This is a genomic window from Bacillus sp. WMMC1349, from assembly GCF_013155385.1.
Lineage (GTDB): Bacteria > Bacillota > Bacilli > Bacillales > Bacillaceae > Bacillus.
Genome location: NZ_JABJUQ010000007.1, coordinates 560001 through 573176, shown reverse-complemented (window position 1 = coordinate 573176; position 13176 = coordinate 560001). Strand labels below are relative to the sequence as shown.

18 protein-coding genes (1 of these 18 cut by a window edge) are annotated in these 13176 nt (G+C 39.0%); 6 read left to right on the top strand and 12 right to left on the bottom strand.

Translation table 11 applies throughout. From position 1 onward, the window contains the following. Window positions 1-8: 8 nt before the first annotated feature. The 3 genes from HOO54_RS05400 (at window position 9) to HOO54_RS05390 (ending at window position 1673) form a co-directional block, all read left to right on the top strand. Window positions 9-389, top strand: a complete 381-nt coding sequence (locus HOO54_RS05400) for a hypothetical protein (protein WP_172293170.1) — start codon at window positions 9-11, stop codon at window positions 387-389. 264 nt (window positions 390-653) lie between these two features. Then, a complete protein-coding gene (locus HOO54_RS05395; RefSeq protein WP_309244860.1) occupies window positions 654-1214 on the top strand; it encodes an HNH endonuclease in 561 nt (186 codons plus the stop codon). A gap of 9 nt (window positions 1215-1223) precedes the next feature. Continuing rightward, window positions 1224-1673 carry an SMI1/KNR4 family protein gene (locus HOO54_RS05390; protein WP_172293168.1) on the top strand — a complete coding sequence of 150 codons (450 nt, stop codon included), beginning with the start codon at window positions 1224-1226 and terminating at the stop codon, window positions 1671-1673. 34 nt (window positions 1674-1707) lie between these two features. Here HOO54_RS05390 and HOO54_RS05385 read toward each other — a convergent pair whose 3' ends face one another. The 4 genes from HOO54_RS05385 to groES form a co-directional block, all read right to left on the bottom strand. Then, the gene (locus tag HOO54_RS05385; RefSeq protein ID WP_172293166.1) at window positions 1708-2634 is read right to left on the bottom strand and encodes a peptidoglycan-binding protein; all 927 of its coding nucleotides are present in this window, start codon (window positions 2632-2634) and stop codon (window positions 1708-1710) included. Window positions 2635-2695: 61 nt separating this feature from the next. Further along, complete coding sequence (locus HOO54_RS05380) at window positions 2696-2962, bottom strand: phage holin (protein ID WP_172299369.1); 267 nt, start codon at window positions 2960-2962, stop codon at window positions 2696-2698. 352 nt (window positions 2963-3314) lie between these two features. Beyond that, the gene (gene groL, locus HOO54_RS05375; protein ID WP_172293164.1) at window positions 3315-4952 is read right to left on the bottom strand and encodes a chaperonin GroEL; all 1638 of its coding nucleotides are present in this window, start codon (window positions 4950-4952) and stop codon (window positions 3315-3317) included. Between the two features lie 44 nt (window positions 4953-4996). Next, window positions 4997-5281 carry a co-chaperone GroES gene (gene groES / locus HOO54_RS05370; RefSeq protein WP_152850215.1) on the bottom strand — a complete coding sequence of 95 codons (285 nt, stop codon included), beginning with the start codon at window positions 5279-5281 and terminating at the stop codon, window positions 4997-4999. A gap of 229 nt (window positions 5282-5510) precedes the next feature. Here groES and HOO54_RS05365 point away from each other — a divergent pair, with 229 nt between their 5' ends. Beyond that, complete coding sequence (locus HOO54_RS05365) at window positions 5511-6233, top strand: CPBP family intramembrane glutamic endopeptidase (protein WP_172293162.1); 723 nt, start codon at window positions 5511-5513, stop codon at window positions 6231-6233. Continuing rightward, window positions 6233-6421: a YdiK family protein gene (locus HOO54_RS05360; RefSeq protein WP_253907751.1), complete on the top strand. Its 189-nt coding sequence runs from the start codon at window positions 6233-6235 to the stop codon at window positions 6419-6421. The genes HOO54_RS05365 and HOO54_RS05360 overlap by 1 nt, the downstream gene beginning before the upstream one ends. 18 nt (window positions 6422-6439) lie before the next feature. Here the strand turns inward: HOO54_RS05360 and tatC are convergent, their stop codons facing one another. The 4 genes from tatC to moaC are packed head-to-tail and all read right to left on the bottom strand — an operon-like array spanning window position 6440 to window position 8583. After that, window positions 6440-7207 (bottom strand): twin-arginine translocase subunit TatC, encoded by a 768-nt coding sequence (gene tatC, locus HOO54_RS05355; RefSeq protein ID WP_172293158.1) that lies wholly within the window; start codon window positions 7205-7207, stop codon window positions 6440-6442. Between the two features lie 15 nt (window positions 7208-7222). Beyond that, complete coding sequence (locus HOO54_RS05350; protein WP_172293156.1) at window positions 7223-7399, bottom strand: twin-arginine translocase TatA/TatE family subunit; 177 nt, start codon at window positions 7397-7399, stop codon at window positions 7223-7225. Window positions 7400-7420: 21 nt separating this feature from the next. Next, window positions 7421-8074, bottom strand: a complete 654-nt coding sequence (locus tag HOO54_RS05345; RefSeq protein WP_172293154.1) for a redox-sensing transcriptional repressor Rex — start codon at window positions 8072-8074, stop codon at window positions 7421-7423. Further along, entirely contained in the window at window positions 8071-8583 is a 513-nt protein-coding gene (gene moaC, locus HOO54_RS05340) for a cyclic pyranopterin monophosphate synthase MoaC (protein ID WP_172293152.1), read from the bottom strand. Before moaC ends, HOO54_RS05345 begins: the two co-directional genes overlap by 4 nt. A gap of 146 nt (window positions 8584-8729) precedes the next feature. Between moaC and HOO54_RS05335 the strand changes: the two genes are divergently transcribed. Continuing rightward, a complete protein-coding gene (locus HOO54_RS05335; RefSeq protein WP_172293150.1) occupies window positions 8730-10655 on the top strand; it encodes an ABC-F family ATP-binding cassette domain-containing protein in 1926 nt (641 codons plus the stop codon). Window positions 10656-10882: 227 nt separating this feature from the next. On the opposite strand, the gene tsaD is transcribed toward HOO54_RS05335, so the two are convergent. The 4 genes in view from tsaD to tsaE are tightly spaced (at most 13 nt apart) and all read right to left on the bottom strand, a layout consistent with a single transcriptional unit that may run on beyond the window. Then, window positions 10883-11908: a tRNA (adenosine(37)-N6)-threonylcarbamoyltransferase complex transferase subunit TsaD gene (gene tsaD, locus HOO54_RS05330; RefSeq protein ID WP_172293148.1), complete on the bottom strand. Its 1026-nt coding sequence runs from the start codon at window positions 11906-11908 to the stop codon at window positions 10883-10885. Next, window positions 11898-12344, bottom strand: coding sequence for a ribosomal protein S18-alanine N-acetyltransferase (gene rimI, locus HOO54_RS05325; protein ID WP_253907621.1), 447 nt, complete (start codon window positions 12342-12344; stop codon window positions 11898-11900). Before rimI ends, tsaD begins: the two co-directional genes overlap by 11 nt. Before the next feature lie 13 nt (window positions 12345-12357). Beyond that, a complete protein-coding gene (gene tsaB / locus HOO54_RS05320) occupies window positions 12358-13050 on the bottom strand; it encodes a tRNA (adenosine(37)-N6)-threonylcarbamoyltransferase complex dimerization subunit type 1 TsaB (RefSeq protein WP_172293146.1) in 693 nt (230 codons plus the stop codon). Further along, on the bottom strand, window positions 13031-13176 hold the 3' portion of the coding sequence (gene tsaE / locus HOO54_RS05315; protein WP_172293143.1) for a tRNA (adenosine(37)-N6)-threonylcarbamoyltransferase complex ATPase subunit type 1 TsaE. It continues 331 nt past the right edge of the window; 146 of the gene's 477 nt are visible here — the last part of the coding sequence; the start codon falls outside the window, past its right edge; the stop codon is at window positions 13031-13033. The genes tsaB and tsaE overlap by 20 nt, the downstream gene beginning before the upstream one ends.

The following is a 13176-nucleotide window of genomic DNA, read 5'->3' as shown; positions in this document are numbered from 1 at the left end:
GAATTAAAATGAAAAAATTTCCGTATTTTAAATGTTTACTTCCGATTAAATCAAACAAAGACATACACGAAGTAGCAAAAATAATATCTGATAAACTATTTGGAGGACTACCATTTGGAGGCTTAGACGATTATATTTACGAGGAAGTACCTGCTGTCTACATTAATCCCCCAATTTTAGGGCTTGAAGCAGTAATTCAAGGTTTTGGAGGGGAAAAAGGCTATACTCTAGAAGTTCATTCCTATCCAGGTAATCCCGAACCAGATGATTCTGATGAAGTACATGTAGATATTACAGGATACGTAGCTACTTTGATAGAGGAGACTGAAGAATTAAAAATAGTATGGTCTGAAAAGATTAAAAACGCTAATTATATAGAGATTGAATAGATCTAAAGTAGATTTCTCTTGTATGACCTGTCTCCTCTAGAATAGCTTAACAAGTTATTTATATTATTTAGTACTATACACCCCTTGAAGACAAGGGGTGTATTATTATGCAAACAACCTTGTCCAAGTAGCTCTCCCAGCAATCCCATCCACAGCCAGACCGAAAAACACGAAGGCAAGAATGTTCAAAAAGGCAAGCATGGTGACGGTGATCCCAAAACTCCGCATCAACCAAAATCAAAACCACACGAAGCTGGTCACAAGGTGGAAAAGCCTCACGAGTCTACTAAAGGTGCTGGAACCGTTTCTGGTAAGCATCCTCATGAGTCTTCTAAGCCGAAGAAGCATGAGCCTAATAAAAATGGTGAAAAGTTAAAGTTAGATGACTTTACTAAAGAAATTATGGAGACTAAACCCATGAACTCACCAGTACCTGAAAAATGGTATAAAAAGGGTGGGGATATCTCTATTGATAGTGATGGAACTTGGACTTATACTAATAAAAAAGGAGAATCAGTAAGTTATCCAAATGGATATCCTGATTTCTCAAAGTATTTTCATCCAACTGTAAAACCTGTTGAAATAGAAGTTGCAAAGCCAAAAAATCCTCAAGACGATTTTAAAGCTGCTAACAAGAAGGCTGGTTTAAGTAAAGATTCAATTCCACCAGTCCCTAAATCAAATCAACCACCAAAAGGATATACATGGCATCACCATGAAGATGGGAAGACAATGATTCTTGTTAGAAAAGATATACATCTTGATTTTAGACACATTGGAGGACAATCAACAATTAATGGTAAAAATAAGTATCACGGGAGGTAATAAAATATTATGGCTACAGTGACTAGTGAAAATGAGAAGGTATCTTTAGAAAATATAAAAACATTTGAAGATGACTATAATGTAACTTTACCAGAAGAATATAAAAATTTTTTACTTGAATATAATGGTGGGGATGTTAATCCAAATGTTTTTAAGATTTCTGATGAGCAAGGAGAAAGTGCATTAAATACTTTATATGGGCTGAATATAAGCGCTGAATATGATGAGTTATCAAGTGTGTTTGATTCTTTAGAAGGTGAATTACCTCAAGAACTGCTATCAATTGGTGATGATTCAGGAGGAAACCAGATTTGCATAGGTATATCAGGTAACTATTTTGGAAAAATATATATATGGATGCATGATATAGAAGAAGGCGAGTATATGGATAATGTATTTTTTTTAGCTAACAATTTTAATGAATTTCTTGATAGTTTATATGAGGATGAAGAGGAATAATACCTAATAAAAAGGCCCATTAAAGGGCCTTTTTTCATGCAAACAACCTTGTCCAAGTAACTCTCCCAGCAATCCCATCCACAGCCAGACCATTCGCCTTTTGAAAATCTCTCACAGCCTTCTCAAGTCCATGACCAAAGATAGAATCAAGCCCATTCACATCATATCCCTTACAGATCAACAACGCTTGAAGAATCCAAGTGATATTTCCTTTCGCTCCCTTACGAACATTTACGACTGCCGCACGAGTTTTCGGTCCCCATTCCCCATCTACGACAAGACCTGCATGAAATTGCTTATTTAATTCGGTCTGGAAGCCCTTAAGCAGAGCTTTGTATGTTTCAGGACCTTGATAACCGTCTACCTTAATATTTAACTTATAGCGTTTATTTAACGTACTCTGAATCGTTCTAACAATCGCACGACCGCCACTGGAAGATGACTTCTTTGAAGACTGCTTCTTAGTTGATGTAGGAATGGCAGGTGTTTTATTGTTTACTTTTGATACGAGAACCGGACGTTTACCAGCTTGTAATTGCCTTAAAGTTAAACCGCCCGTCATCTCTAAATGTGGGTAATCTTTAAAGCTGTTCCAATCCCCTCCCCATGCAAACCCTAAAGCTTTTGCGATTTGAGCGACTCTTTTCCATTTGGAATTAACTGTCCAGCTCGTTGTTTTGCCATCTGAGGATAATAAAACATAATCTACGGCTAAACCGTAATTGTGGTTAGACTGTCCAGCTCTAGCATGAGTCACAATCTCCCCTGGTGCAGTACGTCCTTTCGCATACAGCTTATTTTGTTCCGCAAAAGAACGATAGCCAGATGTCATTTGCACATAAATTTTCTCTTTATATGTCCTTTTGATGACTTCGATTGCTGTTTCTTTTACAACTGGATGGATTCCAGAACCCATATTCCGAACAGAGCGATCAATCAAGTTTTCTAGTGATACCGCCATTGTAAGTCACCTCTATTTTTTATTTTCAACCATTAAAAGAGGCTGCCAACCGGCAGCCCTCTCATTTTGTTAATCCGTTTTGTTTTAACACTTCTTTTTGTTGCTTACCTTTACTAGTCACATAGTTGTTCTTATACCAAGCCACAACTGCCGTAACGATCGTAAACACTGTAGAACCGACCAAATACAAAGCATCTGCTACCGTGTTGACTTGATCCTCACTAATTGGCAGAGCACCCTTTCCGAACATCATCAAAGTCTGGTTCACCAATGCAATAAAAAGAAGCACCGTCCGAATGACTGTGCCTTTGGTTTTTACATACTTGATATCACAGATACAAAAATAAAAGCTGGTTCAGGATTTATTCAGTCATGTAGTCGCTATATTAATGGCGCTTTAGATAAGGAAGGCAATCATTTAGAGGTTCTTCACAAACCATGAAAAGATTCAGGTTTAAACTCTTAACTCACTCCTCCACATTCTTTGAGACTAGCTTATTCCAGAATAAACTAAGATCGCTTGATCTATCTGCATATTACTAAGCCAAAAAAAGAAGCTTCCCACAAGTTTGCTAAACTCATGAGAAGCTTACTTAAATATTTCCACTGTGGGCAAAAAGTGGGCAATAATACTTTATAGGATTAGAAAACCTTAATATAACAAGGTTTTAAAACCCTATTTACATCATGCCGCCCATTCCACCCATGCCGCCCATATCAGGCATTCCGGCACCGGCAGCACCTTTTTCTTCTGGCTTGTCAGCGACAACCGCTTCAGTTGTTAAGAACATCGCTGCTACAGAAGCTGCGTTTTGTAGAGCTGAGCGTGTTACTTTTGTAGGGTCTACAATACCATTTTCGATCATGTTTACCCATTCGCCAGTTGCTGCATTGTAGCCGATTCCGACTTGTTCCTTTTTGAGGCGCTCAACGATAACAGAGCCTTCAAGTCCAGCATTGTGTGCGATTTGACGAATTGGTTCTTCAAGGGCGCGAAGAACGATGTTCACACCTGTTAGTTCGTCACCTTCAGCATTTAGATCAGCTACTTTTTTGTATACATTAACAAGCGCTGTACCACCGCCAGATACGATTCCTTCTTCTACTGCAGCCCGAGTAGAGTTAAGGGCATCTTCAATGCGAAGTTTGCGTTCTTTTAGTTCTGTTTCAGTTGCAGCACCAACTTTGATGACAGCTACGCCGCCAGCAAGTTTTGCAAGGCGCTCTTGTAATTTTTCTTTGTCGAACTCAGAAGTTGTTTCTTCAACTTGAGCACGGATTTGGTTGACGCGAGCCGCAATTTTTTCCGATTCGCCAGCACCTTCAACAATTGTTGTGTTTTCTTTCGTAACAACAACTTTAGAAGCGCGTCCTAATTGGCTGATTTCAGTTGATTTAAGATCTAAACCTAAATCCTCTGTAATCACTTCTGCACCAGTCAAAATAGAGATGTCTTCAAGCATCGCTTTACGACGGTCACCGAATCCAGGAGCTTTTACAGCAACTGCATTGAATGTTCCACGCAATTTGTTGACAACAAGTGTTGCAAGAGCTTCACCTTCAACATCTTCGGCAATCAGAAGCAATGGTTTTCCTTGTTGAACGACCTGTTCAAGTACTGGCAGGATTTCTTGAATATTGGTGATTTTCTTGTCTGTTACTAAGATATAAGGATTATCAAGAACTGCTTCCATCTTATCAGAATCAGTTACCATGTAAGGTGAAGCATAGCCACGGTCGAATTGCATACCTTCCACAACTTCAAGTTCAGTTGTAAATCCTTTTGATTCTTCAATTGTGATCACACCGTCGTTTCCAACGCGTTCCATCGCTTCAGCAATCAGACTGCCAACTTCTTCATCAGCTGCAGAAATTGCAGCAACTTGAGCAATTGATTCCTTGCCTTCGATCGGTTTAGAAATTTCTTTCAAGTTTTCAATTGCTACAGAAACAGCTTGCTCAATCCCTTTACGTACGCCCACAGGGTTAGCACCAGCTGTTACGTTTTTCAAGCCTTCGCGAATCATCGCTTGAGCAAGAACTGTTGCTGTTGTTGTTCCGTCACCGGCAACATCGTTCGTTTTGCTGGCAACTTCAGCAACTAGCTTCGCACCCATGTTTTCAAAAGCATCTTCTAGTTCGATTTCTTTGGCAATTGTTACACCGTCATTTGTGATTAATGGAGAACCGAATTTTTTCTCAAGAACAACATTGCGTCCTTTTGGTCCTAAAGTCACTTTTACAGCATCCGCTAATGCATCTACACCTCTGAGCATTGAACGGCGTGCTTCTTCGCTAAACTTAATATCTTTTGCCATGTTTTTCAAACCTCCTCAAGATTGTGTAAAGATTTATTTATGGCTTAGCCAATAACAGCTAAAATGTCGCTTTCACGTAAAATCAAGTAATCAGCACCTTCATATTTCACTTCGGTACCAGCATATTTTGAGAAGATAATGCGGTCGCCTGTTTTGACTTCTAACGCAACGCGCTCTCCGCTCTCTAATACACGGCCTGAACCGGCAGCAACCACTTTACCCTCTTGGGGCTTTTCTTTTGCGGAGTCAGGAAGTACGATTCCGCTAGCAGTTTTTTCTTCAGACTCAACGAGCTCAATGACAACGCGATCACCTAATGGCTTTAACAATGAAACAACCTCCTCAATATTTTCATATGTAATTTTAGCACTCACACCCAATGAGTGCTAACACAACTCTTATAATAAATAATCTCTCAGGCAATTTCAAGTGATAAGCATGAAAAATTTTCATAATGCCAATTTTCTTAGTGTTCTTTATTAGCCTATAATTTAAAAAGAGTGTGTTACAATAAAAAAATAGTTTGTTTTAATACTTTAAAAAAGGAGTACATACGGCTTGCGAAAACAATATTGGTATATTATTTTGACATATGTCGGCATGCAATTCATAACCTTTCTCGTTTCTAGCTGGCTAGTAGGGAAAGGTCAGATGTCTCAGAAAACGTACCTTACATGGGTAGGTGTCTGGTCTGTCATCTCCTTTTCACTCTGTCTTGTGATCGTTCTACTTATCATGAGGACGTTGCCGAAGACAACGCTCAGAAAGCGCCCAAAAGCATCACCTGGAGTTTCAATATTATGGGCGATCGGCGGTGTTTTCCTCGCCCTGTTTGCCCAATCAATTGCTGCAATGATTGAAATGAATTTATTCGGTGTTAGTCCTGAATCGAAAAATACACAAAAAATTATGGAAGTCATCCAAACATTGCCGCTAATGGTTATCGTCTCTTCTTTGCTCGGTCCTATTTTGGAAGAAATTATTTTTAGAAAGATTGCGTTTGGGGTGATCTATGAAAAGACAAACTTTTTCATTGCTGCTTTGTTCAGTTCTTTCATGTTTTCACTTGTGCATTTCGATTTTACCCACATTTTAATTTATACAGCGATGGGCTTTACTTTCGCCTTTTTATACGTTAGAACAAACAGAATTATTGTTCCTATTTTTGCCCATGTTGCCATGAATACACTTGTCGTGCTCGTTCAAGTGTTTCGGGAACCTATTGAAGATTTTTTACAACGTGCTGATAACATGCAATTAATTATTGGAGGATTTTTATGATGAGAAGCCCGATGTTTTGGGGATTGATTTATTTGTTAACAGGTGTGCTGTTTACTTATTTAGCTGCAACTTCACCAGGGGATATGTGGTCTTTCTACACAGTTCTTCTCATGTTGTTTGCCGCTTATAATATCAGCATTTCCATTAAAATGTTCGTCTTATCAAGTAAACTGAACCGTAAAAAATAAAGAGCCACTGATGGCTCTTTATTTTGTTTGACGATTGGCAAACGATTGATTTTCTTCCTGTATGACAGTTTTTTGAGCCTGTCGGTAAGATACTCTTGAAATTGCAATACTGACTTCATAAAGAATTAATAAAGGCACTGATACCATTAAATGAGACATAAGATCAGGAGGTGTAATCAATGCTGCAATGACAAAGAGAACGAAATAGGCATACTTTCTGATCTTTCCTAAAAACATCGGTGTCAACAGCCCGAGCCTTGTGAAAAACATGATGACCACAGGCATCTGAAATAAAAGGCCAAAAGGCAATGTTAATTGCAATAAAAATTGAAAGTACTCATGTATGCCAATGACTTGATTAACATGGAGATCCTCGGTGATATTTGTCATAAAATCAACAACAAACGGAAACAAAATAAAGTAAGAAAAGGCAATCCCGCCCAGAAAAAGTATAATCGAAATTGGAATATAGTTTAACGTCACTTTTCGTTCTTTTTCATAAAGACCTGGACTGATGAAAGCCCATATTTGATAAAAAAACAACGGTGATGTTAATACTGCGCCAATGATGAATGCAAACTGCACATACACAAATAAGGGGTCTGTCAGCTTAAAGGCATTAAGGGTAAGCCGTTTTGCTTCATCTGTCTGTTGCAAGTAAATGATAACCGGCTTTGCAAGAAAAAAGCCTATTGTGACAAACAAGACAAAAAAGACAATCATAAACAATAGACGTCTGCGAAGTTCTGTGATGTGCTGTGCAAGTGACATTTCTTTTTCTTTCATTAATGTCACCCTAACCTACTGATTCTCTTTCTTTTTATCAGTATCATCATCCGCTAACCCTTTGGTTGCATTTTTAAATTCGCGCAACGTGTTACCCGCCGCTTTTCCTAGTTCAGGAAGTTTTTTCGGACCGAATATTAACAGCGCCACCACAACGATTAAAATAAAGCTTCCAGGACCGATTGTCGGCATAAAAAATGAGCCCCCTTTCCTTTATTTTACGCTTCCCTCTTTCATTGAATAATGTTTTAGAAAATACACCAGTGACTGAAGTTCAACCGCTAAATCTATATGATGAGTTCGAATATGCTCCGGCACATTCAAACGAGCCGGCGTAAAATTGAGAATTCCTCTAATACCGAGTTCCACCAGCCGATCTGTAATGGATTGAGCAGCTTGAGCAGGAACAGTTAAAATGGCAACAGGAATGTTATCCCCCATATGTTCCTCAAGCTTGTTCAGATCATAGACAGGAACACCGCCAATCTCCGTTCCGATCTTATCCTTATTGATATCAAAAGCCATTGCAATTCTTGTATTATTGTTTTTAATAAAATTGTAATTCAAAAAGGCTGTCCCTAAATTCCCTACACCAATCAAAATCACATCTGTCATTTCGTCCTGATCAAGTGTTTTTCTAAAAAAAGACAATAAGTAGTTGACATTGTAACCATAACCCTTTTTACCCAGTGCGCCAAAATAGGAAAAATCCCTGCGAATTGTGGCGGAATCGACTTTTACTGCATCACTTAACTCAGCAGATGAAACACGCTGCTTCCCTGATGCATGAAGGTTTTTCAAAAAACGATAATATAACGGCAATCGTTTCGCTGTCGCTTGCGGAATTTTTGAATGATCCATGTTCATAAGTGATCCTCCGTATTTATACCGACTTTTCCCCTTTTAAAATCACCACTTTTTCCACCCGTCTTCTCAAGAAGAGCGGTAGGACCTATTACCATTCCCTTATCCACAGCTTTACACATGTCATAAACGGTCAGCGCACACACACTAACTGAAGTTAACGCTTCCATTTCAACACCTGTACTTCCCTTTGTCTTCACCATAGATCGTATGTGCAGAATGCTTTTCACTTCTTGCTCTTCCCACTGAAAGGAAATATCGACTCCTTTTAGTGCAATTGGATGGCACATGGGAATCATATCAGATGTTTGTTTCGCAGCCATAATACCGGCTACTTGGGCTACAGCTAAAACATCGCCTTTTCCAATTTGCTGATTGGTAATACTTTCATAAACCGATTTGCTCATTGTTACACTTGAAACAGCTACAGCGATGCGAACCGAAGCTTCCTTTTCACTTATGTCAACCATCCTGGCTCTGCCTTGTTCATTGAAATGTGTAAATTCATTCATATCTATAACTCTCCTCATAACGATTTTACACTATTTTTTTCATTCTGTCTGTTTCTTTTGGTTAAATTCTTCCAGACTTCTTTTAATTGTTTGCTGACAGCTTTCCGATAAGCTACACTTAAATTAGCAAACAAGAGGTGAATATCATGATGATCTTACAAGTTAATCAGCTCTCAAAATCGTTTGGAGCCGATAAAATTTTAACAAATATAAAACTGGAAGTCAGATCTCGGGATCGAATTGCGATCGTTGGCCGGAATGGAGCTGGTAAATCAACTTTGTTAAAAATGATCGCTGGTCAAATGTCTTATGATGAAGGCGACATGGTCAAGCCTAAAGATCTCACAATAGGTTATCTTGACCAACACTCAGGACTCGATTCGAAGCTGACTCTAAAAGAAGAACTGCTAACAGTATTTGAATTTTTGAAAGCAATAGAAAAAGAGATGCGTTCGATTGAAGAGCAAATGGCAGCGGTCGACTCCCAAAAGCTAGAAAGTTTAATGAAAACATATGACAGACTCCAGCAGGAATTTAAAGATAAAGGTGGTTATCAATATGAAGCTGAGGTCAGGTCTATCATTCATGGACTTGGCTTTGCCGGATTTGATGACTCTGCTCGAGTTCAGGATTTAAGCGGCGGACAGAAAACAAGGCTTGCGCTTGGGAAAATGCTTTTAACAAAACCCGAGCTCCTTATTCTCGATGAACCGACAAACCATTTGGACATTGATACATTAACATGGTTGGAACAATATTTACAAAACTATAGCGGCGCCATTTTAATCGTTTCTCATGACAGGTATTTTCTTGATAAAGTCGTTACACAAGTTTACGAGATTTCCCGTACACAAAGCAAAAAATATCAAGGAAACTATAGCTCTTATCTGCAATTTAAGGCCGAACAGCTTGAAAGGGAAATGAAGTTGTATGAAAAACAACATGACGAGATTGCCAAACTCCAACATTTCGTTGAGCGGAATTTAGCCAGAGCTTCAACAACAAAACGAGCACAAAGTAGGAGAAAACAGCTCGAACGAATGGATGTGATGGAGAAACCGCTCGGCGATGAAAAATCAGCATCCTTTCAATTTGAAATTTCTAAACAAAGCGGAAACGATGTTTTAAGAGTTCAAGATTTAACAGTCAGTTATCAAAATCAGCCGCCGATCCTTCGCTCATTAAACTTTCATATTACCCGCGGAGAAAGCGTGGCACTCGTCGGTCCGAACGGTATTGGTAAATCAACTCTTTTAAAAACACTGATTCAAAGACTAAAACCTGTCTCAGGAACAATTTCAACAGGTTCACATGTCTCAATCGGCTATTATGATCAAGAACAAGCTGCACTTACTTCTTCAAAACGTGTGTTGGACGAGCTTTGGGATGATTATCCTGAGTTAAATGAAAAAGATATTCGAACATGTTTAGGGAATTTTCTGTTTTCTGGGGATGATGTATTAAAGCCAGTGCATGCTTTAAGTGGTGGAGAAAAAGCTAGGCTTGCTCTTTCAAAACTCATGCTTCAAAAAGCTAATTTTCTTATTCTGGATGAGCCGACAAACCACCTTGATTTAGACAGTAAAGAAGTATTAGAGAATGCTCTGATTGATTACCCTGGTACAATTTTATTCGTGTCCCATGACCGTTATTTTATCAACCGTATCGCGACAAAGGTATTTGAGCTTTCATCTGAAAAAGCAGAAGAATACTTAGGAGACTATGATTATTACACAGAAAAAAAAGCCCAACAGCTTGAACTCGAAGAGTTTGAAAAACAAAAGACAGATGTCCACAAACAAACGAGTACCGAAAAAACTAGTTCAAAACGAAGTTATGAAGAAGAGAAAGAGTGGAAGAGAAAAGAACGACAACGGCAACGTCGCATTGAAGAAATCGAATCAACAATCACCAACCTTGAGGAACAAATTGAGAAAAATGAACAATTGTTATGTGATTCAGATGTATTTCAAGATCATAAAAAGGTTCAAGAAATCAATTCCGAAAATGAACAGCTGAATGAGGAACTTGATCAGTTATTAGCTGAATGGGAAGGACTTTCAACAGATTAATTCAAAAAACCGCTTCATACATTCCGAAGCGGTTTTTTGTTATCCACAAAACAAAAGCTCTATTTACAAGAATGAAAACGATTTACCCACATTATCCACAAAAAATATAATATTTATGCACATTATCAACAGGTTAAAAAGGTCTATATAACAGGTTATTTAATGTTATACACAGGTCTGTGGATAGATGTGAATAAAATGTTAATTACTTTTATCAGCTGTAAAGTCTAGTAAGAAAACAATTCCAAGCCAGGGTGGCCATTCATATCATATTTTCCTCTTATTCCTTTTTCAAACGCCACAGCACCTGCAGCTGCAATCATAGCCGCATTGTCTGTGCATAATGAAAGGGGCGGAATTAATAACTCAATATCCGTGTATTTGGAAAATGTCTGATCAAGCGCTGTTCTTAACCCTTTATTTGCAGCGACTCCCCCGGCAAGCAAAATCTGTTTGACATGAAATGCTTTTGCAGCGCGTTCCGTTTTGGTGACGAGCACTTCAATGACGCTTTCTTGAAAACTAGCCGACAAGTCCTCTGGTGAGATTGTCTCCCCTTTTTGTGATGCATTGTGAAGCGTATTGATCACCGCCGATTTTAATCCACTGAAGCTGAAATGATAACTGCCTTCTTCAAGCCAAGCCCGAGGCAATGGTACATTTGCAGTTCCTTGTTGAGCTAATTTATCAATATGGGGACCGCCAGGATAAGGTAGCCCCATCGTCCTAGCCACTTTATCATATGCTTCACCTGCAGCATCATCAAGCGTTTCCCCAATTACTTCAAATGATCCGTGTTCTTTCATATAAACAAGTTCAGTATGCCCTCCTGAGACAACTAAAGCCAGTGCAGGGAAACATAGTTCCTTTACAAGGCGATTAGCATAAATATGGCCTGCGATATGATGAACACCTACCAGTGGAATATTGTGGGCAAAACTAAGTGCTTTCGCAGCGTTTACCCCAATCAATAACGCACCGACAAGCCCAGGTCCTTCTGTTACCGCGATCGCATCGATCTCATTAAAGGACATCCCTGATTTTAATAGAGCTTCCTCAAGCACAATGGTGATTTGTTCTACATGGTGTCTTGAAGCAATTTCTGGCACTACTCCTCCAAAACGTTTATGGCTTTCAATTTGTGATGCAACGACATTCGTAATGATTTCCGTGCCGTTTTTTACAATCGCAACAGCAGTTTCATCACAGCTAGTTTCAATTCCAAGTACATATAAGTCTTTTTTATGATTCATTCAAATTCACCCACATTAATAAAGCATCTTCTCCATTATCGCTATAATAGTTTTTACGAATTCCCCCGGGTTGAAAACCGAGTTTTCGATATAATCTTTGTGCAATATGATTGGACACCCTGACTTCAAGAGAAAGCTGTTCCGCCTTTTCTATTCGACACCGATTCATAGCAGCCATTAAAAGAGTCTCTCCATAGGAGCGCCCTCGATATGCGGGTGTGATGGCAATGTTCGTAATTTGTGCATCATCCAACACAATCCAAATTCCGCAATAACCGATGACTTGCTCTTCGATTTCAATGACAAGGTAATGAGCATATATATTATGATGAAGCTCATGATAAAACGATTCCTTTTTCCACGGGGTTGGAAACGAGTGCTGTTCAATTTTAATGACTTGATCTAAATCTTTCGTGCTCATATCCCTTATAATCATATCACTTCACCCGTTACTTTTGTTTTTCCAGCCATAAAGCTTCAGCTTCAGCCAAACGAAGATAGTTAGGAACGAGGCCATGTACGGGTTCAGGTTCTTTAAGCTCTCCAATTAAAGCTAGTTCAGATGGACGAGGAAGCTGAAGAGCAGGTTCTGCAATCATCGCTTGTTGACCGAGAATTTGTTCAATCATTTCCTTATAGATTTCTGTATCATGACCGAGAAACAACACTTGCTTGTCTATTTTTTTAAGCTTTTGTAGCCAAGCTTCAAACAAAATATTTTGGTCGTTTTCTAAAGCAATCAACTTGTTGCTTTCCTCATAATGGTATAATCCTGTATAAACTAGCCCGCGCCTTGCATCGAAAAGCGGACAAAGCAGACCAGAAAAATAACGACCGTTTGCGGCTAACACTTCAAGGCTGGAAACGGCTGCAACCGGAAGCTGCAAAGACCATGCCAGCGTTTTTGCAATTGTGACACCGATCCGTACGCCTGTATAAGATCCAGGACCTTTAGCCACAACAATTTTAGTTAAATCAGCTGTTTGTAAGCCGCACTCCTTAAGCAATTCAACAATTGCTGGCATTGCTCTAATGGAGTGGTTTTTTTTCAGATGTGAGAGATGTTCAGCTATCACTTTTCCATCTCTCACTAAAGCAATTCCAAGTGTTAAATTGGATGTATCAATCGCAAGTATTGTCATATTCACTTAGCTCCTTACAAAGAATATCGTATCGTGCGCCCTTTGGTGAAAATGTCAGTTTTCTCTCATTTCCATTTAGCCTGTTAATGACAATTTCCAGACGTTCTTTGGGGAGCTGTTCATGAA

Coding starts and splice junctions, on each gene's coding strand:
- HOO54_RS05400 (WP_172293170.1), top strand. CDS start 9: ATGAAAAAATTTCCGTATTTTAAATGTTTACTTCCGATTAAATCAAAC.
- tsaD (WP_172293148.1), bottom strand. CDS start 11,908: ATGAATCATAAAAAAGACTTATATGTACTTGGAATTGAAACTAGCTGT.
- HOO54_RS05360 (WP_253907751.1), top strand. CDS start 6,233: ATGAGAAGCCCGATGTTTTGGGGATTGATTTATTTGTTAACAGGTGTG.
- HOO54_RS05385 (WP_172293166.1), bottom strand. CDS start 2,634: ATGGCGGTATCACTAGAAAACTTGATTGATCGCTCTGTTCGGAATATG.
- tsaB (WP_172293146.1), bottom strand. CDS start 13,050: ATGACAATACTTGCGATTGATACATCCAATTTAACACTTGGAATTGCT.
- HOO54_RS05350 (WP_172293156.1), bottom strand. CDS start 7,399: ATGCCGACAATCGGTCCTGGAAGCTTTATTTTAATCGTTGTGGTGGCG.
- groL (WP_172293164.1), bottom strand. CDS start 4,952: ATGGCAAAAGATATTAAGTTTAGCGAAGAAGCACGCCGTTCAATGCTC.
- HOO54_RS05335 (WP_172293150.1), top strand. CDS start 8,730: ATGATGATCTTACAAGTTAATCAGCTCTCAAAATCGTTTGGAGCCGAT.
- tatC (WP_172293158.1), bottom strand. CDS start 7,207: ATGAAAGAAAAAGAAATGTCACTTGCACAGCACATCACAGAACTTCGC.
- HOO54_RS05390 (WP_172293168.1), top strand. CDS start 1,224: ATGGCTACAGTGACTAGTGAAAATGAGAAGGTATCTTTAGAAAATATA.
- rimI (WP_253907621.1), bottom strand. CDS start 12,344: ATGATTATAAGGGATATGAGCACGAAAGATTTAGATCAAGTCATTAAA.
- moaC (WP_172293152.1), bottom strand. CDS start 8,583: ATGAATGAATTTACACATTTCAATGAACAAGGCAGAGCCAGGATGGTT.
- HOO54_RS05345 (WP_172293154.1), bottom strand. CDS start 8,074: ATGAACATGGATCATTCAAAAATTCCGCAAGCGACAGCGAAACGATTG.